This is a genomic window from Desmospora profundinema, from assembly GCF_031454155.1.
Taxonomy (GTDB): Bacteria; Bacillota; Bacilli; order Thermoactinomycetales; family DSM-45169; genus Desmospora; species Desmospora profundinema.
Genome location: NZ_JAVDQG010000003.1, coordinates 186,582 through 210,367 on the forward strand (window position 1 = coordinate 186,582; position 23,786 = coordinate 210,367).

A 23,786-nucleotide genomic window follows, 5' to 3' on the forward strand; every position below is an offset into this window, starting at 1 on the left:
TTGAGAAAAGTCTTATATAATGCGAGTTGTATATAAATACTTATAAAACCAAAAAGGAGTGTTTTATGATGAAACTGTCAATGGAAAGTAAACAGATTCCGGTCATTGTTTGTTTAATGGCAGCGGTCGTGATGTCTGTAATTTTGCTTCCTACAAGTGCATTTGCAGCAAGTCATAGTTACGACGCAAAATTTGAACGTAGGATTTATATCGGTGGCGGGACAGGAAAATACTTTAATACCAATAACTTGTCAATGTCGTATAATAACAAATCTAACAAAACAATACGTATTCTGGTTCATGATCACACAAAACGAATACCAGTAAGGGTATATGAAGGTTATATTTGCGGCAAATGTACAGGAGCTAGAGCGTTAGTTAGTAATCGCCAAGGAAAGTATAAAATAGCCCTTTACAATCATAGTCGTTCCGGTACCGCTCATGTCACCGGAAAAGTTAATTACTAAAGTCTGATTTGAGTTTAAGCTGATATATGTTATTTATCGTGCCGAGTTGAATCAGACCGCTTTCTCCTGAAGGGGAAGGCGGTTTTGTTATGAGCATCGGCTTTATGCGCATAGTATTCCATTCTTGGAACTGGTAGAATATTCATGGGCTTGTGGATGGATCCTTTGATCTTGCCTTTTTATCTTAGGTGGTTCACAATGGGTTGGAACTTTTGAAGGGAGTTGAAACGATGGGCCATGTGTACGTGTTTGACCATCCGTTGATTCAGCACAAATTGACTTATATCCGGGATAAAAACACGGGAACCAAAGAGTTTCGCGAGCTGGTGGAGGAAGTGTCCGCTTTGATGGCCTATGAGATTACGCGGGAGATGCCGCTTAAGGAAGTGGAGGTAGAGACACCGGTGCAGAAGGCAACCTGCCGGGTGCTGTCGGGTAAAAAACTGGGGCTTGTCCCCATCCTGCGGGCGGGCCTTGGCATGGTGGACGGGATCCTGCGCTTGATTCCGGCTGCCAAAGTAGGACATATCGGGTTGTATCGGGATCCGGAAACCCTGGAGCCGGTCCAATATTATGCCAAGATGCCGTCCGACATCGGGGAACGCGAACTGATTGTGATCGATCCGATGTTGGCCACAGGGGGTTCAGCAGCGGCTGCCATCGATATGATCAAGGAGATGGGGGCAAAAAACATCAAACTGATGTGTCTGATCGCCGCTCCCGAAGGGGTGGAACGGGTTCAGCAGGATCATCCGGATGTGGATATTTATGTCGCTGCCGTCGATGAGAGGCTGGATGAAAAGAGCTATATCGTTCCCGGGCTGGGAGATGCCGGCGACCGGTTGTTCGGTACGCGGTGATAGGTTTATCACCCATTTTGACCTAGGGTCTGTCTGGTTATTCAATCCTTCGTGAGTAGAAGGGAGGGTTGGTATGGCTTTTGGTTCGCCTTTGCACTCACAGAGCACAAGTCTCGCCTGGTTCACTTCGTTCCCGGTCTCGCTATGCGCTTTTTGCAACGAAACGAAGACAGCCATACCGACCCGGGATCTCGTGCTATGGATTGTTCAGACACGCCCTAAGGCGGTTCAGAAATGAAATAGAATACAAGGGACAGGGGAGTCGTGAGGATTGGAGCGCATTCATATAGCCGCCATCTTCGGCACCCGTCCGGAAGCCATCAAGATGGCCCCGTTGATCCGGCATTTGCGACAGCGGAGCGCATTTGATGTGACGGTATGTGTGACGGGGCAGCACCGGGAGATGCTGGATCAGGTTTTGCAGCTGTTTTCGATTCAGCCGGACGTAGATCTGGATGTGATGTCACAAGGGCAGGGGTTGGCCGGAATTACGGCACGGGTATTGGAAGGGTTGGAACCGTTTTTTTCTCGAAAGCGTCCCAACTTGGTATTGGTACATGGGGATACGGCCACCACGTTTGCCGCCAGCCTGGCGGCGTATTACTGCCGCATCCCGGTAGGCCATGTGGAAGCCGGGCTTCGTACGGGAAACAAATACGCTCCTTTTCCGGAAGAGATGAACCGGTGTCTGACGGGGATCTTGGCTGATCTGCATTTTGCGCCGACCCGGCGGGCCGCCGATCATCTGCTGAAGGAAGGAAAACCGGAGGATTCGGTGTTTATTACTGGAAACACCGTGATTGATGCGATGCAGACAACCGTCCGAGAGAATTTTTCCCATCCAGTATTGGAGAAGATAAAGGAGAAACGGATCATTATGGTTACCGCCCACCGGCGGGAAAACTGGGGTGAACCCATGATTCGCATGTTTCGGGCGATCCGGCGTCTGCTGGACCGGCATGCGGATACGGCGGCGGTCTTTCCCGTTCATTTGAACCCTGCCGTCCAGGAAACAGCCCGATATTGTCTGGGGGATCATAAGCGGGTTCATTTGATCCCGCCGTTGGAGGTGGATTCCTTTCACAACTTTATCGCTCGCAGTCATTTGATTTTCACCGATTCCGGTGGTGTACAGGAAGAAGCCCCCTCCTTGGGCGTCCCGGTGCTGGTTATGCGCGAGACGACAGAGCGGCCGGAAGGAGTGGAGGCGGGAACGCTGCGGTTGGTGGGAACCGATGAGAATCGATTGTATGAAGTGGGGGACCGATTACTGCGGGAGAAGCGAGAATATGAACAAATGGCCCGTGCGGCCAACCCCTATGGAGACGGACGGGCATCCACCCGGATTGCCGATGCCATTTTATACTATTTTGGAAGAATTCCACACCCGCCCGTTCCTTTCAAATTGTGACGAATCGTTCATAATCATGGCTGCGTAAGCGTTGACAAGGGCGGGAATGCTCCGGTAGTATGAAACGGGGAAAGATCCAGTGTCATCAACCTTTTGAAAAAACCGCCGGATCGTGATTTGATTGCCCTGCCGATTTTTCTTCGGAGGTGGGGATTGTGAAAAAAAACACAGACAATCCCTGGCGGTTGATGGGATTGATCGGCACCCTCGGCCTGGAGATCCTGTTGTTCGCTTTCCTGGGCATTTGGATCGGAAAGGCGCTGGACGAGCGATGGGGCACCGAGCCAGCGATGTTGCTGACGGGGATCGGCTCCGGGTTGGTATTGGGATTCCTCAGCGTCATCTATACGATTATTGTGTACTTAAAGGAATGAGCGCATGGACACCTCCCACCCGGTACACCGCCAGATGGTCAGGCTGAACCTCACACTCCTTTCCGCCTTGGCCATCCTCTGGTACCTCACGCCTTTAAAACCCCTTTTTGCGGGGTTGATACTGGGTATTGCGGCCAGTTTCTACTTCACCCTCACATTGTCCCGCCGGCTTCGCATGATGCGTGAACTGGTTGAACACCGTTCCAAACGGCGCATCGGTTCCGGATTCGCTTTCCGGCTGCTGATGACCGGTGTGCTCGTACTCGTGATCGCCCGGTTTCCCCATCATTTCAACATTCTCGCATTTCTACTCGGACTTCCGGTCGGCACGGTCATACTCGCCGGTTTGATGTGGCGGGACGACAGCAAGAACAAGATTTCAGGCGGAAAGGAGTGAGAGAGAGTAAATGGAAAAGACGCCCAAGTTCTCCATTGATGTATTGGGCTTCCCCCTCGTTTTCGATTTAACCGTGATGATCTCCACCATGTTCACCTGCATCGTCGTGTTCCTGTTTATGATGTTGGCGACACGTGGCCGTAATATGCGGCGACCGACCGGCATGCAGAACGTGATGGAACTCTTGATCGAGTTTATGCGGAACACGGTTCGCCAGAGCTTTGACAACCGGACAGCGGAGAAGTTCATGGGCTTTGTCGTTTCGCTGTTTTTGTTCATCTTCTTTGCGAACCAATTGGGTGTCATTATGATGGCGACGGGCTACGTGAATCAGGACATACCAGCCCTGGGTGTCACGTCGACGGACCACCTTTCATTCTTTAAATCACCGACGGCTGACTTTAACGTGCCGGTGGTCATGGCGCTGGCGATCACGTTGTTCGCCCATTTCATCGGAATTACACGACATCCGGGGGCTTATTTTAAAGCCTATATCAATCCGATGCATATCGTTGAGGAGATTACCAAGCCGTTGACGCACGCCATGCGTCTATGGGCCAACATCTTCGCCGGTGAGATCCTGATCACGATCCTGATCAAACTGGGCGGGCCGTTGACTACCGGAGCTCCGCTGTTGGTGTGGTTGGGCTACTCCGTCTTTATCGGGGCGGTACAAGCCTATGTGTTTACCATTTTGGCCACGATCTACATCTCTCAAAAATACACTCCGCAACATTGATAAGGAGGAATTGTAAATGGAATTGTTGGGTATCTGCTTGATGTTGGGTTTTGCCGCTCTGGCCGGTGGTCTGGGCAACAGCTTTGTGGTGAGTCGTTTCTTGGACGGGTATGTGCGCCAGCCGGAAGCCGGCGGTCTGTTGGGCCGGATGCTGCTGGGGATCGCGTTGGTTGAGGCTGTGCCGATCATCGCTGTGGGTATCGGTCTGTTCCTGTTGGTACAGGGAGGACATTTCTAATCAGGAGTAAGCAAAGCGGCAGGGCGGGGACCATTCCTCCCCGCCTTCCTTGCTGATCGGAACTTTTCATCCATCACGAATGCCGACTGAAGGGAGTGACCGGCCTTGAGTTTGGATTTTGGTACCATGCTGTTTCAATTGGGTGCCTTTCTGGTCCTGATGTTGCTGGTGTCCCGTTTTGCCCTTCGTCCCCTGATGAACACGATGGAGGAACGGCAAAACCACATTGAAAGCCAGATCTCCGAAGCGGAAAAGAACCGCGAGGAGGCGGAGAAGTTGGCCGCCGAGCATCGGGAAGCGTTAAAGCAAGCACGCCAGGAAGCGCAGGAGATCCTGGAGCGGGCAAAATCGCAAAAAGAGCGGGAAGCGGAAAAGATCATTCAAGACGCCCATGATCGGGCACAAAAAATGATCGAAGAAGCGACGGCTGAAATCGGCCGTGAAAAGGAAAAAGCCTTAAACGACCTGCGGGCGCAAGTGGGCGGGTTGTCAGTGGCTCTTGCTTCCAAAATGATTGAAAAAGAGTTGGATGAGAAAGAGCACTCCCAGCTGATGGATCGCTATCTCAAACAGGTAGGCGAACTGCAATGAGTATAAGCAGCGTTGCAAACCGTTACGCCAAAGCCCTGTTTGAAGCTGCCTCCGAAAACGGCGAATTGGAAACTGTGGAGCGCGAGGTCACTGCGGTGGCCGATGTGTTCCAAGGAAACGCCGACCTTTTGAAATGGCTGGAACATCCGAAGGTGACTGTGGAAGAGAAAAAAAATCTCTTCGATAAACTGTTCCCGGATGTGTCCGCATTCACACGCAATCTTCTCCACCTACTGGTCGACCGGGGACGGGAGTTGGAAGTGACCGGGATCGCGACCGCTTATAAACACCTGGCGATGGCGGAACGGGGTGTCGTCGAAGCGGAAGTGGTATCCGCCGCTCCGTTGACAGAGGCGGATCAAAAGGCGTTGGTTTCCGCTTTCGAAAAACGGATTGGAAAGACCATCCACATCCAAAACAACGTGGATTCCGATATTTTGGGCGGGGTTATTGTCAAAATCGGTGACCGCCTGTACGACGGAAGCTTAAAGACGAAACTGGAGCGCTTCCGGAAGAACGTGGCTGTATCCCGTTTGGGTTAACTTAAGAAGGATCGGAAAGATAGGGGTGAAATCATGAGCATCAAGCCGGAAGAGATCAGCTCGCTTATTAAGCAGCAGATCGAGCAGTACCAAGGTGAAATGGAAGTGGTCGATGTCGGTTCCGTCATCCAAGTCGGGGATGGGATCGCCCGTGTCCACGGACTGGACAACGTCATGGCCGGTGAGCTCCTGGAGTTCCACAACGGTGTGATGGGCATGGCGCTCAACCTGGAAGAAAATCATGTCGGTGTCGTGATCATGGGTCCCTACGGCGACATCCGTGAAGGGGACGAAGTGAAGCGGACCGGCCGGATTATGGAAGTTCCCGTTGGAGATGCCCTCCTGGGACGGGTGGTCAACCCTCTGGGTCAACCCCTGGACGGCAAAGGACCGATTGAAACGTCGGAGTTTCGGGCAGTGGAATCCCCGGCTCCCGGTGTGATGGATCGGAAATCGGTTCATGAACCGATGCAGACGGGAATCAAGGCGATCGACTCCATGATCCTGATCGGCCGCGGTCAGCGGGAGCTGATCATCGGGGACCGTCAGACAGGAAAAACCACCATCGCGGTGGACACGATCATCAACCAGAAGAAAGAAGACGTCATCTGTGTTTATGTTGCCATCGGCCAAAAGCAGTCCACTGTGGTCGGCGTGGTGGAAAAGCTGCGTAAAGCCGGTGCCTTAGATTACACGATTGTCGTAAGCGCCAATGCTTCCGACCCGGCCCCGCTGTTGTTCCTGGCTCCGTATGCCGGGTGCACGATGGGTGAACATTTCATGTACAACGGCAAGCACGTCTTGGTGGTTTATGATGACCTGACCAAACAAGCGGCTGCTTACCGGGAGCTCTCCCTGTTGCTGCGTCGCCCGCCGGGTCGCGAAGCGTTCCCCGGGGATGTGTTCTACCTCCACTCCCGCCTGCTGGAGCGTGCCGCCAAACTCTCCGATGAAAAAGGTGGCGGATCGCTGACCGCTCTTCCTTTCATCGAAACCCAAGCAGGGGATGTTTCCGCCTACATTCCCACCAACGTGATCTCCATCACCGACGGACAGATTTTCCTGGAGTCGGATCTCTTCTACGCGGGTGTGCGACCGGCGATCAACGTCGGGATCTCCGTTTCCCGGGTGGGTAGCTCCGCTCAGATCGGCGCGATGAAAAAAGCTTCCGGGACGATGAAAGCCGACATGGCTCAGTACCGGGATCTGCAGGCATTTGCCCAGTTCGGCTCCGACCTGGATAAAGCGACCCAGGCTAAATTGTCCCGTGGAGAACGGACGGTGGAAATCCTGAAGCAGGATGAGAACGCTCCGCTCCCGGTGGAGAAGCAGATCCTGTCGATCTATGCAGTAACCAAAGGCTACCTGGATGATATTCCGGTGGAAGATGTTCGCCGCTTCGAAAAAGAACTGCATGCATTCGTGGATAGTGAGCATGCGAATGTCCTTTCGTTGATCCGCGAGCAGAAGAAAATGACCGACGAAGTGGAAGCGGGTCTGAAGCAAGCGATCACGGATTTCAAAAAAGGGTTTGCTCCCTCCGAAGCCTGAGGGGGTTTCAGAGCGGTTCGCACGGGAACGGTCATCGGCCGTTCCCGGTGCGGATGAGGAAAGGCGGTGAAGTGTGAATGCAGAACATGCGGGATATCAAGCGGCGGATCGGATCGTTTAAGAACATGCGGCAAATCACCAAGGCGATGGAGATGGTGGCTGCTGCCAAACTGCGCCGGTCGCAGGAGGCGGCCGAATCTTCCCGGCCTTACGTGGAAAAGTTGCGTGAAGTGATCGGTTCTGTCGCGGGCGCTGCCCAGGATGTCAAGCACCCGATGCTGATCTCCCGGACCGTGAAGAAAACCGCCTATCTGGTGATCACATCGGATCGGGGGTTGGCAGGCGGGTTTAATACCAACTTGCTCCGCCATCTGGTGCGCACTTTGGACGAGCGTCATCAAAGCCGGGACGAGTACGGCATCTTCGTGGTAGGGCGCAAGGGACGGGACTTTCTCAAACGGCGGAAATTCCCGATTATCGAAGAGGTGACCGGGTTGCCGGACAGCCCGGAATTCAGTGATATCAAGCGGATCGCCTCCCGGGCCGTCGAGCAGTACGCGGAGGAGACCTTCGACGAGTTGTATCTCGTTTACAACGAGTTTATCAATCCGGTTACCCAGCGTCCGGTAGAAAAACGCCTCTTGCCTCTAGCTGACCTGGAACAAGGGGAAAAATCCGCCGGCAACACCTTTTACGAATATGAACCTTCAGCGGAGGAAGTATTGTCCGTCTTGCTTCCCCGCTATGCGGAAACGTTGGTTTACAGTGCCCTGTTGGAATCCAAGGCCAGCGAGTTCGGGGCTCGGATGTCCGCGATGAGCAACGCTACCGACAATGCCAGCGATTTGATCGATTCGTTGACGCTCCAGTACAACCGGGCCCGTCAAGCCTCGATCACCCAGGAACTGTCGGAAATCGTCGCCGGGGCCAATGCGTTAAATTGAGCAGCCTGAAGAACCGGGAATCCAAAGTGAACGGATGACTTTGGATCGGTTCGTATCAGCAGTTAAGGAGGGAATGGGATGAGCACCGGACGCGTCATTCAGGTGACGGGCCCCGTTGTCGACATTCAGTTCGAACGGGGACACCTGCCTGAGATCAACAACGCGATCAAGATTGAACATCAAGCACAGTCCAGCAGCGAGCGGGATATCAGCCTGACGGTGGAAGTGGCTTTGCATCTGGGGGACAATACCGTCCGCTGTGTAGCCATGTCTTCCACGGACGGGGTGGTTCGCGGCATGAAAGCCGTCGATACCGGCAATTCGATCACCGTACCGGTGGGACGCAACACCCTCGGTCGAGTGTTTAACGTCCTTGGTGAGCCCATCGATGAAGCAGGCACCGTGGAAGTGAAGGATTCTTCTTCCATCCACCGCCCGGCTCCCAGCTTTGAGGATCAATCCACTCAGGAAGAAATGCTGGAAACGGGTATTAAAGTGGTGGACTTGTTGGCACCCTATGCCAAAGGCGGAAAGATCGGTCTGTTTGGTGGTGCCGGCGTCGGCAAAACCGTGTTGATTCAGGAATTGATCCACAACATCGCCCAAGAGCACGGCGGTCTGTCGGTTTTTGCCGGTGTGGGGGAACGGACCCGGGAAGGGAACGACCTCTACCATGAGATGAAGGATTCCGGCGTGATCGATAAAACCACCATGGTTTTCGGGCAGATGAACGAACCGCCTGGCGCCCGTCTTCGTGTCGCCTTGACGGGTCTGACAATGGCGGAACATTTCCGGGATGAAGAAGGACAGGACGTGCTCTTCTTCGTCGACAATATCTTCCGCTTCACCCAGGCCGGCTCCGAAGTGTCGGCTCTGTTGGGTCGGATGCCGTCTGCGGTGGGGTATCAGCCGACGTTGGCTACCGAGATGGGTCAATTGCAGGAGCGGATCACCTCCACCAAAAAAGGATCGGTTACCTCGATCCAGGCCATTTACGTGCCGGCTGACGACTACACCGATCCGGCACCTGCCACCACGTTTGCTCACTTGGATGCCACCACCGAGTTGGATCGGAACTTGGCCGCCAAGTTTATCTACCCGGCTGTGGATCCGCTCTCTTCCACGTCCCGGATTCTGACGCCCGCCGTCGTGGGGCAGGAACACTATGATGTGGCTCGCGGTGTGCAGCAAGTGTTGCAGCGTTATAAAGAGCTGCAGGACATTATCGCCATTTTGGGGATGGATGAGCTGTCCGATGAGGACAAAGTGACGGTGAACCGGGCCCGCCGAATCGAGAAGTTCTTGTCCCAGCCCAACTTTGTGGCGGAACAGTTCACCAACATTCCCGGAAAATATGTTCCGGTCAAGGAGACCGTGCGCAGCTTTAAGGAAATCCTGGAAGGCAAACATGACGATTTGCCTGAGGACGCCTTCTACATGGTCGGCAATATCGACGAGGCTGTCGAAAAGGCAAAAACCCTCGTCTGATCGAACGGGAAGGAGAGAATGTCCATGGCAACCATGCAACTGGACATCGTGACCCCCGAACGGAAGGTGTACTCTGAACAGGTCGACATGGTCATCGCACGTGCCGCCGAAGGGGATATCGGGATTTTGCCTCACCATACGCCTTTTATCAGTCCGTTGAAAATTTCTGCGGTCAAGGTGAAAAAAGGCGAAGAGGAATTTCACGTAGCCGTCAGCGGCGGCTTCCTCGAAGTTCACGACAACCAAGTCACCCTGCTTGCAGAAACGGCAGAAATGCCGGGGGAGATCGATGTGAACCGGGCAAAAGAGGCCAAAAAGCGGGCGGAACAACGCTTGCAGAATCAAAAACAGGAAGACATTGACTTCAAACGGGCGCAATTGTCCTTACAACGGGCAATGATCCGCATCCGGGTCGGCGGGGACGGCGAGTGATCCTTTCCCCGTTTTGGGGTCCGGTACAGAGACCGACCACTCATCTACAGGATGGGTGGTTGTTTTTTTACTTTAACCCAACTTTCATTAGATAGCGGTGGATACGCCATTGGATGTAGTGAGGACCGCTTTCCTGTGGTACAATGAGGATGAAATAGGGATATTCATGCAGTCTATTAAAATGAAAACGCTATCATCGTGAAAATTTTCCGAACGGTCGCTCGATTTTCGGCTTTCGAAGAAGAAGGTTGTCTCGGGATAGTCGCTTTAGGAACGATTTGGTATAATCGGAAAGTGGGACATCACGATTAAAATCTCATCCTTTCGTATGAACATCGATATCGGAAAACCCAGGTGAGACTGGTACGGGCAAGTGGACGGAGGCGGGGGGGACATCAATGGACTATACAGAAAGTTATGTCACGATCGTCGTTTTTATCTTGCTGGGATTGGCATTGCCGGCGGTAGCGCTGACAGTGGGACGCTGGTTGCGGCCGCATCAGCCTTCGCCTGCCAAGACGATCTCGTATGAGAGCGGAGTCGATCCAACTGGTGGGGGATGGGTGCAGTACAATGTGCGCTACTATCTGTTTGCGCTTCTTTTTGTCGTGTTTGATGTAGAAGCGGTTTTTCTCTATCCATGGGCGGTCGCCTATGACACCTTGCGTGCGGATATCGGCCTGTTTATCTTGGTGGAAATGCTGATCTTTGTCTTCTTTTTGCTCATCGGTCTCCTCTATGCATGGAAAAAGAAGGTGTTGGAATGGTCATGAGACTGGAAGAGTGGACACCGGCTGAACGAGCGGAGCTGGATCGCAATGTATTGACCACCACGTTGGACAATGTGAAAGCCTGGGCCAGAAGCAATTCGATGTGGCCGATGACCTTTGGGCTGGCTTGTTGTGCCATCGAAATGATGGGAACGGGAGCCGCTCACTATGATCTCGACCGTTTTGGTTCGTTTTTTCGGGCTTCTCCGCGCCAATCCGATGTGATGATTGTCGCCGGAACCGTGACGAAAAAAATGGCGCCTCTGCTGCGTCGATTGTATGATCAGATGCCAGAACCCAAATGGGTGATCGCCATGGGTTCCTGTGCAACGGCAGGGGGGCCATATGTCAAATCGTATGCAGTCGTCAAAGGGGTGGATCAGGTGGTCCCCGTCGATGTCTATATTCCCGGGTGTCCGCCCAATCCGGCTGCATTGATCTACGGGATTCACAAGCTTCAGGAAAAGATTCGCTATGAGGCCAGAACCGGGAAGAAGGTGACGGATCAATGAGCGGTCGAGAGTCCGAGGAGCAGAAACAGGGGCGGGATGCCGGAGGTGCGAAGGAAGAAAACGGGAGTTTCCGCGATTCGGAATCGAAAGAAGAGCGGGATAACAAGACCCGTGCAAGCCGGGCAGCCAAGGCAGCTGCTGCCGCAAAAGCGAAAGCGGCTCATGCAAAAAAAAGGCCTGTCCGGAAAAAAGAACCGGAGGAACCGCCGAAACCTTCCCCCAAGCAGCCGGTATTGGATGAGATGCTGAAGGTGATCGGCAGTGAGTTGGGGCCGGATGTGGTAAAAGAGGCCTTTATCAACCGACCCAGCCGGCATTTACCCACCTTGGTAGTGGAGTCTGGCCGTTGGCTGGAGCTGGCCCGGCTGTTATCTGACGATTCCCGCCTATCTTTTGACTATTTGCGGAATTTATCTGGAGTGGATTATGAAACCCATCTGGAGGTAGTCGTCCACTTGACTTCCCTGGATCACCATCGGGAGTTGTCCGTCCGGGTTCAGGTGGACCGGGATCAGTCGGAAGTGCCGTCGGTATCGGGGATTTGGGCCGCTGCGAACTGGAATGAGCGGGAAGTGTACGATCTGTTGGGGATTCAGTTCACGGATCACCCCAACCTGCGGCGGATCCTGATGCCGGATGACTGGGTGGGCCATCCCCTCCGAAAAGATTATGAACCCTATGACAAGGGGGTCTGATCTCTTTGTATTCCATGATGAATGATCAGGCCGGCCAAAGGGGGGATCGCTCTTGAACATGTGGATGGTGTTGGGTCCTGCGCTCTTGTTGGCAGTGGTGCTCGGCTTTGTGACGGTGGCCATTCTGTTTGAACGAAAAGTGATCGGTTGGATGCAAGCGCGGATCGGGCCCAATCGGGTAGGCCCTTGGGGATTGCTGCAGACGGTGGCCGATATTTTCAAACTGTTGCTCAAGGAGGATATCATCCCGGCCAACGCAGACCGTACGTTGTTTAAGATCGCTCCTGTCATCGCGTTTGTGCCGGCGTTTGTCGTCCTGGCCGTCATTCCCTTCTCGGATCGGTGGGTGTTGGCGGATATTGGAGTGGGTCTTCTCTATTATCTGGCGATCTCCAGCGTGACGACGATTGGGGTTTTAGCTGGGGGATGGGCTTCCAATAACAAATACGCCCTGTTGGGCGCCATGCGTTCCGCGGCTCAGATGATCAGTTACGAGATTCCGCTGGTGATGTCCGTGGTGGGCGTCATCATGGCGGCGGGCACCTTAAATCTAGTGGAAATCGTGGGCGCTCAGGAGCAAATATGGTTCATTGTTCCCCAGATCCTCGGTTTCGCAGTTTTCTTCGTGGCATCCCTGGCCGAACTGAACAGAACCCCCTTCGACCTTCCGGAAGCCGAATCGGAGTTGGTAGCCGGTTATCATGTGGAATACACCGGATTCCGCTTTGCGTTTTTTATGCTGGCGGAATACGTGTACGTCTTCGCGATGGCGGCTCTTACCACTGTACTGTTTCTGGGCGGTTGGAATCCCTTGTTCGGATGGACGTTTATCCCGCCTGTCGGTTGGTTTTCCATTAAATTCCTGTTTATCGTCTTCTCGCTCTTCTGGATCCGAGCCACACTGCCGCGGGTCCGGGTGGATCAATTGATGGAGATGGGCTGGAAAGTGCTCCTGCCCCTGGCTCTCTTGAACATCTTCCTGTCTGCACTTCTGAAGGAAGTGCCATGGATTGGCCAGTTTTATTGATCCCGTGTTGGCAACCTAAGTGATTGGAGAGATTCCTCATGATGGGTCTGATCAAAGGGATGGGTGTCACACTGAAGACGATGACCCGTAAAAAAGTGACCCACAAGTATCCGGATGAGCCGATTCCGATGCCGGATCGCTTCCGTGGGATTCAACACTTTGATCCGGAGAAATGCATCGTTTGCAACCAATGTGTCCGGGTTTGTCCGACGGACTGCATTACCCTGACTGGCAGGAAGCATCCGGATCCCGGGAAGCGGGGCAAGATTATTGACACCTACGACATTAATTTTGAAATCTGCATCTTGTGTGATCTGTGTACCGAGGTGTGTCCCACCGAAGCGATCGTCATGACGCAAAACTTCGAGTTGGCCTCGTACAGCCGCGATGACCTGTACAAGGATATGGAGTGGCTGCATGAGAACAACACCAACATTCGGGGGGGACCACAGTGAACGGTTGGAGCGGAGAGTTTATCGCCTTCTTTGTCCTGTCCGTGATGGCGATCGGCGGAGCGGTTTTTATGATCAACCTCACCCGGGTGGTGCATATGGCTTTGGCCCTGGCATTCACCTTTCTCAGCATCGCCGGCATCTATGTAACCCTTCATGCGGAGTTTCTGGCGGTGGTTCAGGTGTTGATCTACACGGGAGCTGTTACCATCCTGATGTTGTTCGGCATTATGCTGACCCGCCATCAAGGACGGGAGGAGGAGGGGAGCCTCTGGAAGGAGGGGCTCAGTTTTGTGGGAGTGGGGGCATTGTTCGGTTTGTTGATGTGGGCGATTTATCAAACCCCATTCTCCGGTGAAACCGGTCCTGTTGAATTATACACGGTGGCTCATCTGGGAGAAGCGGTATTTAAGCATTATGTGATCCCGTTTGAGGTGACATCTGTGCTCCTCCTGGTCGCATTGGTAGGAGCCATCATCTTGGCAAAAAAGGAGTCGAAGTCCTGATGCCGGTTACATCCTATCTCGCCCTGGGAGCCATTCTCTTCTGTATCGGTTTGTACGGGGTGCTGACAAAACGGAATGCCGTCATTGTCCTTTTTTCCATCGAGTTGATGTTGAATGCCGCCAACATCAACCTGGTGGCCTTCGCCAAATACGGATTGTATGCCAGCCAGACGGGGCAGGTGTTCACGTTGTTCACCATCACGATCGCGGCGGCGGAGGCGGCAGTGGGAATCGCCATTCTGTTTGCCCTTTACCGTCACAGGCAAACCGTGAAAGTAGATCGATATGATTCGTTGAAGGGTTAGGGCCTGTCTGGTCATTCATTTTTCCGTAAGAAAAAGGGAGGGCTGGTATGGTTTTTGATTCGTCTTTGCACTCACAGAGCACAAGTCTCGCCTGGGTCGCTTCGCTCCCGGGTCTCGCTATGCACTCACAGAGCACAAGTCTTGCCTGGGTCACTATCGTTTCCCGGTGTCGCTATGCGCTTTTTGCAACGAAACGAAGACAGCCATACCAACCCGGGATCTCGTCATACGGATTGTTCAGACACGCCCTAATCCAATCAGACGTGTCTGACAACTTTAGACACAGTCAATCCAGGACGGAGGACGGATGATCCCATGATCGATTTCGCGTGGTACATACCCCTCTTTCCCTTGGTGGCGTTTCTCCTGCTGCTGGCGGGGCGGACGCGTTGGAGCGAAAGGGGGGCTGCCGGGGTCAGTTGCCTGGCGGCTTTGGGCTCTTTTGCTTTCTCCCTGCCGCTCCTATGGCAGAGTGTAGGTGGTACAGATTCTGCATGGGCCACTTGGGATTGGTTTCACGCGGGTGAAATGGTCGTCACCTTCGGGGTGGAGGTCAACCCGCTGATTGCCATGATGTTGGTCGTCATCAGTTTGGTCAGTTTATTGGTTCAGGTGTACGCCCGGGGATACATGGCAGGGGATCAGAGAATGGCGGTTTTTTACGCGTATCTTTCCCTGTTCACTTTCTCCATGTTGGGCTTGGTTCTTTCCCCTAACCTGCTGCAGTTGTATCTGTTTTGGGAGCTGGTTGGTGTTTGTTCCTTTCTCTTGATCGGTTTTTGGTACTGGAAGCCGGATGCGAAGGCGGCGGCTAAAAAAGCCTTTATTGTCACCCGAATCGGGGACATCGGCTTGTTTGTCGCCATGATTCTTTTGTTTTGGCAAACGGGCAGCTTTGAACTGGGGCGTATTTTTGAAGCCGTTCAGGCCGGTACGATCGACCCTTCCATGCTGACGGGGATCGCGATTTTGATTTTCGTCGGGGCGATGGGCAAATCGGGTCAATTTCCGTTGCATACCTGGCTGCCTGATGCGATGGAAGGTCCCACCCCGGTCAGTGCGTTGATCCATGCCGCCACGATGGTGGCGGCCGGGGTGTTTCTGGTGGCCCGGATGTTCCCGGTATTTGAAACATCCGCTTTGGCGATGGATACGGTGGCCTATGTCGGGGCGTTCACGGCAATCTTCGCCGCTTCCATCGCCTTGGTTCAACAGGATATTAAGCGGATTTTGGCCTATTCCACCGTCAGCCAGCTGGGTTACATGATGTTGGCCTTGGGGGCGGCGGGATACGCGGCGGGTGTGTTCCATCTGATGACCCATGCTTTTTTTAAGGCGCTTCTGTTTCTGGCGGCGGGTGCCGTCATTGTAGCCCTGCACCATGAACAGGATATTCATCGGATGGGGGGGATGTGGAAGACCCATCGCGTCCTCGGCTGGTTGTTCTTGATCGGATGTTTGTCCTTGGCAGGATTTCCGCCATTCAGCGGCTTTTTCTCCAAGGAAGAAGTGTTGGTCAGCGCTTATGCCGACGGACGTTTCGGAGTGTTGGCCGTGGGGATGGTGGCCGCCTTTTTCACCGCCTTCTATCTTTTCCGGCTCTTTTTCCTGGTCTTCTCCGGGGAGCGCAAGACCGAAAAGAACGCTCAACCGTTGCCGTCGGGGATGGTCTGGCCGATGGTGGTGCTGGCCATTCTTTCGGTGGGAGCCGGTTTTGTGGAGTTCCCCTCCCATGCATTTCGTGAGTGGCTGACGGCGGGAGCGGAGATTCCGCCTGCCGCTCCCTGGTGGCTGCCCGTTTTCACTCTTCTTCTTTCCTTCGGTGGGATCGCGCTCGCATGGGCGATGTACCGCCATGGATCGATCCGGCCGTCCGCGGTGGCCGATGCGTGGCCTTGGGTCTACCGGATCCTGGTTCGCAAGTACGGAGTGGATGAGGCTTATGAGGCGGGAATCGTCCGTCCCTATCGAGGGTTGGGGATTTTTCTCACCTGGTTTGATCGCTGGGTGATTCAGGGGCTGGTAGGCTTGGCATCAGGGACGGCACGGGGGATCGGCAGGCTGGGCTCCGCTCTTCAGACCGGACAGGTACAAGTTTACATATGGATCAGTCTGGTCGGATTGGTGGTTCTGATTGTCAGTCTGACAGCGGGGAGGTTGTTTGAATGAAAGAAGGCTTGCTGCAAATGTTGCCGACTTGGCTTGCTTTCTCCCCGCTGCTGGGCGTGTTGGTGCTTCTTGCTATTCCCCGGGAACGGACGGCGTGGATTCGTGGGGTGGGTGTGGCGGCCACCTTTCCTCCCTTGGTGTTGGCATGGCTGATGGCGGCGTGGTTTGATCCCGCTGTACAGGGAGTGCAGTTCCAGCAGAAGGTGGAGTGGATCTCGATTCCCATCCAGCAAGGGGTGGCTTTTGACATTCAGTATCATATGGGAGTGGATGGGCTCTCCATCCCCCTGGTGGTGTTGACCAGTGTGATCGCCACGATTGCTGCGGTTGCCTCCCGATATGTGCGTGAACGGTTAAAAGGGTACTTCCTCGTTTTCTTGTTGTTGGAGATGGGAGCGCTCGGGGTGTTTTTGGCCCGGGATCTGTTTCTCTTCTTCCTATTTTTCGAGGTGACGCTCGTCTCTCTGTTTTTCCTGATCGGAATATGGGGAGCCGTTTACCGGGAGAAGGCGGCCAATCTCTTTCTCCTGTATAACGGATTGGGGTCTGCTTTTCTGCTGTTGGGTATTATCGGGATCCTGTTTCTGTTCCAGACACTGGACTTGGAACAGCTCCGGCAAATCAGCACCAATCCGGAATTGGCAATCGTGATGGAACAGGATCCCTTTTTCCGTAACCTGGTATGGGGAGTTTTCCTCGCTCTGGTCATCGCTTTCGGCATCAAACTGCCCGTCTTTCCATTCCATACCTGGATGGTCCGGGTTCACACGGAGGCTCCGCCGGCGGTCGTGATGGTTCACGCCGGTGTGCTGCTCAAAATGGGAGCCTATGGGTTAATTCGGTTCGGGGTGGATCTTTTTCCTATCCAAACATCCGCCATCGCTGCTGTGCTGGGGGTTCTGGGTGTGGTAAACATGTTGTACGGTGCGGTCCTCGCGTTTGTCCAGAATGATTTGAGGCGGGTGCTGGCCTTCTCCAGCATCAGTCATATGGGGATCATCCTGATCGGGATCGCTTCCCTTCATGTGGTCGGCCTACAGGGGGCTGTGTTTCAGGCGGTTTCCCACGGTTTGATTGCGGCTCTTCTCTTCTTCTTCATCGGTGCGTTGCACGGACGCACCCGGACGACGGATATGAGAGAACTGGGCGGCTTGTCCCGGTCGGTGCCGGTGTTGTCCGGTATCTGGATGGCGGGGGGGCTGGCGCTGTTGGGGCTTCCGGGAATGTCGGGTTTCATTGCTGAGTTTTTCGCTTTTCTTGGCTTTTTCCGGCAATTCCCGATTTTAGCCGCAGTCGGTGTGATCGGACTGGTAGGAGCCGCGGCTTACTCGCTGCGAGCCGTTTTAAATACCAACTTCGGCCCGTTGCCGTCGCGATGGGCTTCCCTGCCCGATGCCAAGCCGATTGAAAGTGCTTCAATGCTGGTATTGCTGGGATTCATCATCCTGATCGGTGTATGGCCGGCAGTATTGGAAGAACCGATGCAAACCACCTTGCGTGGAATCGCGGCCAAGATGGGAGGGTAGGGAATGGAACGATATTTGCTGGATTATGATTGGACCGTGATGGGACCGGAGCTGATCGTTCTGGCCGCTGCCGCCCTCCTTTCGATCCTTGATCTGTTTATGAGAGAAGATCATGATCGACGATGGCTGGGTGTGCTGGGGTTGTCCGCCATCCTGGCGGCTGGGGTATTTACGGCAATGCAATTGGGGAATCCGCCCTATGAAATCTTGTCAGACACGTATCGTGTGGACGACTTTGGATTGACCCTCAAGTTGATCCTGCTGGCGGGAGCGGCTCTCCTGTTCCTCTCTTCTCTCTGGAGCCTTCGGCATGACGGCATCCGCGCTCACGGCGAGTATTACTACCTGATGTTGGCGGCCCTTTTGGGCGGAATGCTGATGACGGCCTCTGCCGACTTCATTACTCTGTTTGTCGGATTGGAGCTGCTCAGTATCTCCTCCTATATCCTGGTCGGCCTGCGCAAGCGGCGTGTGGAGTCCTCGGAAGCTGCGTGGAAGTTTGTGGTGATGGGAGGCGTCTCCACGGCTTTCATCCTTTATGGGATGTCCTTTGCGTACGGCTTGACGGGCACCACGAACTTGTACGAGGTGCAGGCGCGTCTGGCTGATGCCTACGGGGGCGGTTACGAGTGGTTTGTCTATCTGTCCCTGTTGTTGATGCTGTTCGGCTTCGGATTTAAGGTGGCCGCGGCCCCTTTTCATATGTGGGCTCCCGATGTTTATCAAGGCGCGACCACTCCGGTGACCGCTTTTCTGTCCGTGGTCTCCAAGACGGCGGCTATCGCGCTGATTCTCCGTGTGGTCCTGGGCGGGTATTACTTCCTTTATCAGAACCAGATGGAGGCTCCTTGGTCGGCTCAGGCGCTCTTATTCCTGGCAGCCGTGTCGATGGTGGTGGGAAATACCGTTGCCCTGCGGCAGATCCATACGAAACGGATGCTGGCTTATTCCAGTGTGGCCCATGCCGGTACGATGCTGGTTCCGATCGCCACCCTCGGATTTCTGTTTGAAAGCTTGACTTACTATCTGTTCGCCTACCTGTTTATGGCCTTGGGAGCCTTTACCGTCCTGACACTGGTGGAGCATCATACCGGATCGGAAAAAATCAGCGCATTTGCCGGTCTCTCCCGTAAAAATCCGCGATTGGCTGCGGTGATGACGCTGTTTCTTCTCTCACTTGCGGGGATTCCCGTCACCGCCGGTTTCTTCGGCAAGTTTTATATTATAGCGGGAGCGGTTGGAACCCAGCATTTGTGGATCGCCGCCCTGATATTGGTGACGACGGTGATATCGTATTATTACTACTTCGGGGTGATTCGGATGATGTATTTCCGGCAACCGGCAACCCCGGAACGACTCCGGATTCCTCTGGGGCCGGGGGCTGTACTTTTGGTAACGGCGGCGGGTACCCTGGCTTTGGGATTGATGCCCCAGTGGACGTTGGATTGGCTGGCAACACTGGATTGGGGAGCCGCTGTGATGCCCATCCAACCCCCGGGTTCGTAATCTGTCTGTGGAGAAAATAAAAGCCCGGTCATCGATTGACCGGGTTTTTGCTGTTTATGGTTAACGACTAGGTTGATGACGGGGCTGACGGTGAATTTGCCGGTGAATCATCCATTCGAGAGAAGCGAGGACGAGACCGATGGCCAGAGCGGCCTGATTGTTGAGAGAGTAGCCTGAAAAAAGAAACTGGAGTCCATAAAGAAGGAGAGCAAAAGCGAAACAGTCAATAAGGGCAGCCGTCATGTCACTTCGTTGCGGCAAAAGGAGATGATCCAACCATGTACCTACGACGGCAACCGAGACGGCAGCGACGGCCATGGGAACAAAGGGGGTAATGACGACACCGGAAAAACCGAAATGAAACAAGGCGATGACGAAAAAAGCCCATACTGCTTTGCAACCAAAGTTGATCCACATGGTGGACGACCCCTCCGAACCCGGAACGATCTTTAAACAAAAGAATTTAGTCGCCGGGTTTCGTGTTAGTATCTCTCGCCAAACCCTTCCCTTATGCGGAAGGGGATCATTCGTCATAAAGTGTTGTCCCGAAAGGGAAGCCATTGCGTTTATCGGGGATTTGGGTTAGCATGGGAATATCGTGAACAACCAGTCTTAAGGAGTGCACCTTTTATGGATGGAGCGACGGGCTTTGCTGTCAGTGCCCTCGTCAACATCATGATATCCTTGATCTGTATCGCTATCAGTTGGTGGGTGTTGTTAAACGTTCGCTTGGATCTTTTTTTGCGGGATCCTCGACATGTGCAAGCCAAAGCGCTGCAAGTTTTGCTGGCCATCGTACTGGGGCATGGTCTGGCTACCTTTATTATCGATTACTCCGGTTGGTCCCGGACCATTAGCCTGTTTTTTGGTTGATTTATATTCCACCGGAGTATATCTTCTTTCCCATCCGTGAAAAATGGTGGAAAAAGCACGGTGGGAGAGAGTGACGATGAAAAAAGGGATGGTATGGGTTTTGGTTGTGTGGATTGCTGGGCTGTTGACCGCGTCCTACACTCAACCGGATCCGGAGGAGAGTCTGCTTGAAACTTGGCAAGCAGCCGAAATACAGACGGAACGATTTATGCTGCACCATGGAGGGCGGCTGGACCGCTCAATCCCTAAGGAAGAGATCCCTCGCTTAGCCGAAAGTTTGGCTCAAGCATGGGACCTGGAATTATCAGAACCGACGGTGTTTGCCGATGGAACCCGCTGGACAGCAAAAAATAATTGGGAACGAAACATTCAAGTCCAATGTATCGTTATCAACGATAGACCTCAACAATCCTTTTCACAACCTTATATCTCCATTCAGGTAACGGGTGGCGGGCACCCTGATCGACAACAGCTGTCGGATGCTCGAAACCGTATCATCCACACCCTTCAACAACATCAGATCCAACCTCGCACTCATTTTTCATTACAGGGGCGGATTTCATCCCCCACCTCAACCATGGACATGTCCGATCGAAAACGGGTGATCGGTTCCGTACTTCAACGCCTCGGAGCGCATGAAGTTGAGTCGATGGATACCGAACGCACCACCAGCGTGTCCGCGTACACCCCTCTTTTTTCCGGGGGATTGACCACCAATGGTGAAACCATGAACGTCCAAGTGGCGGCCAAAAAAGATGACCGCGGCAACGGGCTCATTCTCACCGTGGGAACCCCGATCATCACGATAGAATATTAGTTTTGCGCGGAGGGAAGACATTTGGAAAAAATCATCGTACGAGGCGGCAACCGGTTGAAAGGCCGCGTCAAGGTTCATGGGGCCAAAAACGCCGTCTTGCCGATCATTGCCGCTTCTATCCTGCCAGCACGAGGAACCAACATCATCCAGGACATTCCGATGTTGGAAGACGTCAAAACGATTACGCAACTGTTGCAAAGCCTGGGAATCACCACGGAACTGAAGGATGAGTCCGTTACCGTCAATGCCGAGCAGGTGAATGTGACAGAAGCACCCTATGATCTGGTCAGGAAGATGAGAGCCTCCTTTTTGGTTATGGGACCGCTGTTGGCGCGTAAAAAACATGGTCGGATCCCGTTGCCGGGCGGCTGTGCCATCGGTAGCCGCCCTATCGATCAACACTTAAAAGGTCTGGAAGCGATGGGTGCCGAGTTTGAGATTGAGCAAGGAGCGATTGAAGGGCGCGTGCCGGACCGCTTGCGGGGCGCTCGCATTTACTTGGATGTAGCTAGTGTGGGGGCTACGGAAAACATCATGATGGCCGCCGCATTGGCAGAAGGGCGGACCATCATTGAGAACGCTGCCTGTGAACCGGAAATCGTCGACTTGGCCAACTTCATCAATGCCATGGGTGGACGCGTGCGCGGAGCGGGGACAGACACCATCCGCATCGACGGGGTGGATTTCCTGCACGGCACGGATTATACGGTTATTCCCGACCGCATCGAAGCCGGGACCTATATGGTGGCGGGGGCCATCACCCGGGGTGAAGTTTTTGTGGAAGGGGCGATCCCGGACCATCTAAACCCCCTGATCGCCAAAATGAGGGAAATGGGCATTGATGTGTTGGAAGGGGAAAACGGCATTCACGTTCGAGCGGAATCCCCTCTCAAGCCCGTTGATGTGAAGACGTTGCCTTATCCCGGTTTCCCCACGGACATGCAGTCACAAATGATGGCGCTTCTGCTGACGGCGGAAGGGAACGGGATGTTGACGGAAACGGTGTTTGAAAACCGGTTTATGCATGTGGAAGAAATGAAACGGATGGGGGCTAAGATGAAGATCGATGGCCGATCCGTCTTGATTGAAGGTGGGCAGCCTCTGTCGGGAGCCCAAGTGAAAGCGACCGATCTGCGTGCCGGTGCCGCGCTGGTGTTGGCCGGATTGGTGGCAGAAGGGGAAACGGAAGTGACGGAGCTTCACCACATCGACCGGGGTTACGTGGGGCTCGTCGAAAAGCTGGCTGCTCTCGGTGCTGATATTATGCGTGTGAAGGAAACAGAGGGAGAAATTCGCCGGGTTCAACAGCACTCATACGCTTAGAGATTCTAAAAAAAACAGTCGTGCATCCAGCACGGCTGTTTTTTTTAGTGCTTCTTCACCTTAGGTTCTACTGTTTCTGCGGGGGGCATAAAGTGATAGAGAGGTTGTCCTTGTAGGACGACAATGAAATGACGGGAAGTTGCCCTTATAGGGTCGCATTTAAAGGGTTGGAGTTTCGGTTGTCCCATTATGAGGATGACGGGAGGCGGGAACGAAAGTATGCACAAAGGCATTCTGTTATTTGTGTCGGTGTTGGTGGGGTTGATGATTATCCTTCCCGCAGCACTCGTCTCCATGGGCGGGGGAGCGGATGGGGGAAAAGGATCCGACCAACCAGGCCAGCCTTTGTTGTCGGAGGGACCGGACGTCAAGGTATACTTGACCGAGGAGAAAAAAGTGGTTGACGTTCCACTGGAAGCGTACATCCGGGGGGTGGTGGCGGCTGAGATGCCGGCCGAGTTCCACACGGAAGCGCTAAAGGCACAGGCATTGGCAGCGCGTACGTATATCGTGGACCGATTGGAACGGGGAAACTTTTCCGATATGAAAACATGGGGGGAAACGGCGGCTTCCGCTCATGTGTCGGACACGGTTCAACACCAGGTATACGAGACGGACGAGCAATTGCAAGAAAAGTGGAAGGAACAGTTTGAACCATTTTCAAAAAAGGTGGATGAGGCGGTCCGGTCCACCCAGGGCCAGGTGATCCTGTTTGAGGGGGAGCCGATCTATGCGGCATTTTTCTCAACCAGCAACGGTCATACGGAGAACGCGGAGGATTATTTTGAGAAAAGCTACCCCTATCTCAAAAGTGTGGACTCTTCATGGGACCTTCAGTCACCGAAGTTTGCGGATGAAAAAAAAGTTTCTGTCTCCGCTTTTCTAGAAAAGCTGAAAGAAAAGACAGGAAAGGAAGTGGCGATTTCCGCTTCTTCCGGAAACGGATGGATGGAAGTGAAGAATCGAACCCAGGGTGAGCGGGTGGCCACGGTCCAAATCGGGGATCAGGAGTTTACCGGCAGGGAAGTGAGGGAAGCATTGGATTTGGCGTCCTCTGATTTTGAGTGGTCCCTAGAGGGGGATGCGATCATTTTTCGTACCAAGGGGTATGGTCACGGTGTCGGCATGAGTCAATGGGGTGCCAATCTGATGGCGGAAGAAGGGAAAGAGGCGGAAGAGATTATCCGTCATTATTATCAGGGTGTCGAAATTGATTCGGTGACGGAAAAAGAGGGGGAGTGATCTTCTGTCAAAAACTCCGGGGCAAAATC

Annotated in this window: 28 protein-coding genes; 27 read left to right on the forward strand and 1 reads right to left on the reverse strand. The window is 53.7% G+C overall.

Going from position 1 to position 23,786, the window contains the following annotated elements:
• The first annotated feature begins 68 nt into the window (after positions 1–68).
• From JOE21_RS07265 to JOE21_RS07375, 23 genes are all read left to right on the forward strand, one after another.
• The gene (locus JOE21_RS07265) at positions 69–467 is read left to right on the forward strand and encodes a hypothetical protein (protein WP_309864279.1); all 399 of its coding nucleotides are present in this window, start codon (positions 69–71) and stop codon (positions 465–467) included.
• A 230-nt stretch (positions 468–697) separates the two neighbouring features.
• A complete protein-coding gene (gene upp, locus JOE21_RS07270; RefSeq protein WP_309864972.1) occupies positions 698–1,327 on the forward strand; it encodes a uracil phosphoribosyltransferase in 630 nt (209 codons plus the stop codon).
• Between the two features lie 271 nt (positions 1,328–1,598).
• Positions 1,599–2,738, forward strand: a complete 1,140-nt coding sequence (gene wecB / locus JOE21_RS07275; protein WP_309864281.1) for a non-hydrolyzing UDP-N-acetylglucosamine 2-epimerase — start codon at positions 1,599–1,601, stop codon at positions 2,736–2,738.
• Between the two features lie 155 nt (positions 2,739–2,893).
• Positions 2,894–3,112, forward strand: a complete 219-nt coding sequence (locus JOE21_RS07280) for an AtpZ/AtpI family protein (RefSeq protein WP_309864283.1) — start codon at positions 2,894–2,896, stop codon at positions 3,110–3,112.
• Between the two features lie 4 nt (positions 3,113–3,116).
• Complete coding sequence (locus JOE21_RS07285) at positions 3,117–3,509, forward strand: ATP synthase subunit I (protein ID WP_309864285.1); 393 nt, start codon at positions 3,117–3,119, stop codon at positions 3,507–3,509.
• Between the two features lie 10 nt (positions 3,510–3,519).
• On the forward strand, positions 3,520–4,248 hold the full coding sequence (gene atpB / locus JOE21_RS07290) for a F0F1 ATP synthase subunit A (protein WP_309864286.1): 729 nt from the start codon (positions 3,520–3,522) through the stop codon (positions 4,246–4,248).
• 16 nt (positions 4,249–4,264) lie between these two features.
• The gene (atpE, locus tag JOE21_RS07295) at positions 4,265–4,486 is read left to right on the forward strand and encodes an ATP synthase F0 subunit C (protein ID WP_309864287.1); all 222 of its coding nucleotides are present in this window, start codon (positions 4,265–4,267) and stop codon (positions 4,484–4,486) included.
• Positions 4,487–4,591: 105 nt separating this feature from the next.
• Positions 4,592–5,077 (forward strand): F0F1 ATP synthase subunit B, encoded by a 486-nt coding sequence (gene atpF, locus JOE21_RS07300; protein WP_309864289.1) that lies wholly within the window; start codon positions 4,592–4,594, stop codon positions 5,075–5,077.
• On the forward strand, positions 5,074–5,619 hold the full coding sequence (locus tag JOE21_RS07305) for a F0F1 ATP synthase subunit delta (RefSeq protein WP_309864291.1): 546 nt from the start codon (positions 5,074–5,076) through the stop codon (positions 5,617–5,619). Before atpF ends, JOE21_RS07305 begins: the two co-directional genes overlap by 4 nt.
• Before the next feature lie 33 nt (positions 5,620–5,652).
• Positions 5,653–7,170: a F0F1 ATP synthase subunit alpha gene (gene atpA / locus JOE21_RS07310; protein WP_309864293.1), complete on the forward strand. Its 1,518-nt coding sequence runs from the start codon at positions 5,653–5,655 to the stop codon at positions 7,168–7,170.
• Between the two features lie 77 nt (positions 7,171–7,247).
• Positions 7,248–8,114: an ATP synthase F1 subunit gamma gene (atpG, locus tag JOE21_RS07315; RefSeq protein ID WP_309864295.1), complete on the forward strand. Its 867-nt coding sequence runs from the start codon at positions 7,248–7,250 to the stop codon at positions 8,112–8,114.
• 78 nt (positions 8,115–8,192) lie between these two features.
• Positions 8,193–9,602, forward strand: a complete 1,410-nt coding sequence (atpD, locus tag JOE21_RS07320; protein ID WP_309864297.1) for a F0F1 ATP synthase subunit beta — start codon at positions 8,193–8,195, stop codon at positions 9,600–9,602.
• A 24-nt stretch (positions 9,603–9,626) separates the two neighbouring features.
• Positions 9,627–10,034 (forward strand): F0F1 ATP synthase subunit epsilon, encoded by a 408-nt coding sequence (locus tag JOE21_RS07325; protein ID WP_309864299.1) that lies wholly within the window; start codon positions 9,627–9,629, stop codon positions 10,032–10,034.
• 398 nt (positions 10,035–10,432) lie between these two features.
• Complete coding sequence (locus tag JOE21_RS07330) at positions 10,433–10,807, forward strand: NADH-quinone oxidoreductase subunit A (RefSeq protein ID WP_309864301.1); 375 nt, start codon at positions 10,433–10,435, stop codon at positions 10,805–10,807.
• Complete coding sequence (locus tag JOE21_RS07335) at positions 10,798–11,316, forward strand: NuoB/complex I 20 kDa subunit family protein (RefSeq protein WP_309864303.1); 519 nt, start codon at positions 10,798–10,800, stop codon at positions 11,314–11,316. The genes JOE21_RS07330 and JOE21_RS07335 overlap by 10 nt, the downstream gene beginning before the upstream one ends.
• Complete coding sequence (locus tag JOE21_RS07340) at positions 11,313–12,011, forward strand: NADH-quinone oxidoreductase subunit C (protein WP_309864305.1); 699 nt, start codon at positions 11,313–11,315, stop codon at positions 12,009–12,011. The genes JOE21_RS07335 and JOE21_RS07340 overlap by 4 nt, the downstream gene beginning before the upstream one ends.
• A 58-nt stretch (positions 12,012–12,069) precedes the next feature.
• The gene (nuoH, locus tag JOE21_RS07345) at positions 12,070–13,038 is read left to right on the forward strand and encodes an NADH-quinone oxidoreductase subunit NuoH (RefSeq protein WP_309864974.1); all 969 of its coding nucleotides are present in this window, start codon (positions 12,070–12,072) and stop codon (positions 13,036–13,038) included.
• Between the two features lie 38 nt (positions 13,039–13,076).
• Positions 13,077–13,493, forward strand: coding sequence for an NADH-quinone oxidoreductase subunit NuoI (gene nuoI, locus JOE21_RS07350; protein WP_309864307.1), 417 nt, complete (start codon positions 13,077–13,079; stop codon positions 13,491–13,493).
• 44 nt (positions 13,494–13,537) lie between these two features.
• Positions 13,538–13,996: an NADH-quinone oxidoreductase subunit J gene (locus JOE21_RS07355; protein ID WP_309864977.1), complete on the forward strand. Its 459-nt coding sequence runs from the start codon at positions 13,538–13,540 to the stop codon at positions 13,994–13,996.
• Positions 13,996–14,301, forward strand: a complete 306-nt coding sequence (gene nuoK / locus JOE21_RS07360) for an NADH-quinone oxidoreductase subunit NuoK (RefSeq protein ID WP_309864309.1) — start codon at positions 13,996–13,998, stop codon at positions 14,299–14,301. Before JOE21_RS07355 ends, nuoK begins: the two co-directional genes overlap by 1 nt.
• A gap of 315 nt (positions 14,302–14,616) precedes the next feature.
• Positions 14,617–16,470 carry an NADH-quinone oxidoreductase subunit L gene (nuoL, locus tag JOE21_RS07365; RefSeq protein WP_309864311.1) on the forward strand — a complete coding sequence of 618 codons (1,854 nt, stop codon included), beginning with the start codon at positions 14,617–14,619 and terminating at the stop codon, positions 16,468–16,470.
• Positions 16,467–17,996 carry a complex I subunit 4 family protein gene (locus JOE21_RS07370; RefSeq protein ID WP_309864314.1) on the forward strand — a complete coding sequence of 510 codons (1,530 nt, stop codon included), beginning with the start codon at positions 16,467–16,469 and terminating at the stop codon, positions 17,994–17,996. The genes nuoL and JOE21_RS07370 overlap by 4 nt, the downstream gene beginning before the upstream one ends.
• A 3-nt stretch (positions 17,997–17,999) precedes the next feature.
• Positions 18,000–19,502 (forward strand): NADH-quinone oxidoreductase subunit N, encoded by a 1,503-nt coding sequence (locus JOE21_RS07375; RefSeq protein WP_309864317.1) that lies wholly within the window; start codon positions 18,000–18,002, stop codon positions 19,500–19,502.
• A gap of 60 nt (positions 19,503–19,562) precedes the next feature.
• Here JOE21_RS07375 and JOE21_RS07380 read toward each other — a convergent pair whose 3' ends face one another.
• The gene (locus JOE21_RS07380; protein WP_309864320.1) at positions 19,563–19,919 is read right to left on the reverse strand and encodes a DUF2512 family protein; all 357 of its coding nucleotides are present in this window, start codon (positions 19,917–19,919) and stop codon (positions 19,563–19,565) included.
• 213 nt (positions 19,920–20,132) lie between these two features.
• Here JOE21_RS07380 and JOE21_RS07385 point away from each other — a divergent pair, with 213 nt between their 5' ends.
• The 4 genes from JOE21_RS07385 (at position 20,133) to spoIID (ending at position 23,757) form a co-directional block, all read left to right on the forward strand.
• Positions 20,133–20,375: a DUF1146 domain-containing protein gene (locus JOE21_RS07385; RefSeq protein ID WP_309864322.1), complete on the forward strand. Its 243-nt coding sequence runs from the start codon at positions 20,133–20,135 to the stop codon at positions 20,373–20,375.
• 76 nt (positions 20,376–20,451) lie between these two features.
• The gene (locus JOE21_RS07390; RefSeq protein WP_309864325.1) at positions 20,452–21,192 is read left to right on the forward strand and encodes a YwmB family TATA-box binding protein; all 741 of its coding nucleotides are present in this window, start codon (positions 20,452–20,454) and stop codon (positions 21,190–21,192) included.
• A 21-nt stretch (positions 21,193–21,213) separates the two neighbouring features.
• Positions 21,214–22,515 carry a UDP-N-acetylglucosamine 1-carboxyvinyltransferase gene (gene murA / locus JOE21_RS07395; protein WP_309864328.1) on the forward strand — a complete coding sequence of 434 codons (1,302 nt, stop codon included), beginning with the start codon at positions 21,214–21,216 and terminating at the stop codon, positions 22,513–22,515.
• 219 nt (positions 22,516–22,734) lie between these two features.
• Positions 22,735–23,757 (forward strand): stage II sporulation protein D, encoded by a 1,023-nt coding sequence (spoIID, locus tag JOE21_RS07400; RefSeq protein ID WP_309864330.1) that lies wholly within the window; start codon positions 22,735–22,737, stop codon positions 23,755–23,757.
• Positions 23,758–23,786 lie beyond the last annotated feature (29 nt).

What these genes read in the sequence shown, in the direction of transcription:
- JOE21_RS07305 (WP_309864291.1), top strand. Translation starts at nt 5,074, where the DNA reads ATGAGTATAAGCAGCGTTGCAAACCGTTACGCCAAAGCCCTGTTTGAA.
- JOE21_RS07385 (WP_309864322.1), top strand. Translation starts at nt 20,133, where the DNA reads ATGGATGGAGCGACGGGCTTTGCTGTCAGTGCCCTCGTCAACATCATG.
- JOE21_RS07285 (WP_309864285.1), top strand. Translation starts at nt 3,117, where the DNA reads ATGGACACCTCCCACCCGGTACACCGCCAGATGGTCAGGCTGAACCTC.
- JOE21_RS07380 (WP_309864320.1), bottom strand. Translation starts at nt 19,919, where the DNA reads ATGTGGATCAACTTTGGTTGCAAAGCAGTATGGGCTTTTTTCGTCATC.
- JOE21_RS07265 (WP_309864279.1), top strand. Translation starts at nt 69, where the DNA reads ATGAAACTGTCAATGGAAAGTAAACAGATTCCGGTCATTGTTTGTTTA.
- JOE21_RS07340 (WP_309864305.1), top strand. Translation starts at nt 11,313, where the DNA reads ATGAGCGGTCGAGAGTCCGAGGAGCAGAAACAGGGGCGGGATGCCGGA.
- JOE21_RS07330 (WP_309864301.1), top strand. Translation starts at nt 10,433, where the DNA reads ATGGACTATACAGAAAGTTATGTCACGATCGTCGTTTTTATCTTGCTG.
- JOE21_RS07370 (WP_309864314.1), top strand. Translation starts at nt 16,467, where the DNA reads ATGAAAGAAGGCTTGCTGCAAATGTTGCCGACTTGGCTTGCTTTCTCC.
- JOE21_RS07355 (WP_309864977.1), top strand. Translation starts at nt 13,538, where the DNA reads ATGGCGATCGGCGGAGCGGTTTTTATGATCAACCTCACCCGGGTGGTG.
- nuoH (WP_309864974.1), top strand. Translation starts at nt 12,070, where the DNA reads ATGTGGATGGTGTTGGGTCCTGCGCTCTTGTTGGCAGTGGTGCTCGGC.
- nuoI (WP_309864307.1), top strand. Translation starts at nt 13,077, where the DNA reads ATGATGGGTCTGATCAAAGGGATGGGTGTCACACTGAAGACGATGACC.
- JOE21_RS07335 (WP_309864303.1), top strand. Translation starts at nt 10,798, where the DNA reads ATGGTCATGAGACTGGAAGAGTGGACACCGGCTGAACGAGCGGAGCTG.
- atpE (WP_309864287.1), top strand. Translation starts at nt 4,265, where the DNA reads ATGGAATTGTTGGGTATCTGCTTGATGTTGGGTTTTGCCGCTCTGGCC.
- spoIID (WP_309864330.1), top strand. Translation starts at nt 22,735, where the DNA reads ATGCACAAAGGCATTCTGTTATTTGTGTCGGTGTTGGTGGGGTTGATG.
- atpG (WP_309864295.1), top strand. Translation starts at nt 7,248, where the DNA reads ATGCAGAACATGCGGGATATCAAGCGGCGGATCGGATCGTTTAAGAAC.
- JOE21_RS07390 (WP_309864325.1), top strand. Translation starts at nt 20,452, where the DNA reads ATGAAAAAAGGGATGGTATGGGTTTTGGTTGTGTGGATTGCTGGGCTG.
- atpB (WP_309864286.1), top strand. Translation starts at nt 3,520, where the DNA reads ATGGAAAAGACGCCCAAGTTCTCCATTGATGTATTGGGCTTCCCCCTC.
- JOE21_RS07375 (WP_309864317.1), top strand. Translation starts at nt 18,000, where the DNA reads ATGGAACGATATTTGCTGGATTATGATTGGACCGTGATGGGACCGGAG.
- upp (WP_309864972.1), top strand. Translation starts at nt 698, where the DNA reads ATGGGCCATGTGTACGTGTTTGACCATCCGTTGATTCAGCACAAATTG.
- atpA (WP_309864293.1), top strand. Translation starts at nt 5,653, where the DNA reads ATGAGCATCAAGCCGGAAGAGATCAGCTCGCTTATTAAGCAGCAGATC.
- JOE21_RS07325 (WP_309864299.1), top strand. Translation starts at nt 9,627, where the DNA reads ATGGCAACCATGCAACTGGACATCGTGACCCCCGAACGGAAGGTGTAC.
- nuoL (WP_309864311.1), top strand. Translation starts at nt 14,617, where the DNA reads ATGATCGATTTCGCGTGGTACATACCCCTCTTTCCCTTGGTGGCGTTT.
- atpD (WP_309864297.1), top strand. Translation starts at nt 8,193, where the DNA reads ATGAGCACCGGACGCGTCATTCAGGTGACGGGCCCCGTTGTCGACATT.
- nuoK (WP_309864309.1), top strand. Translation starts at nt 13,996, where the DNA reads ATGCCGGTTACATCCTATCTCGCCCTGGGAGCCATTCTCTTCTGTATC.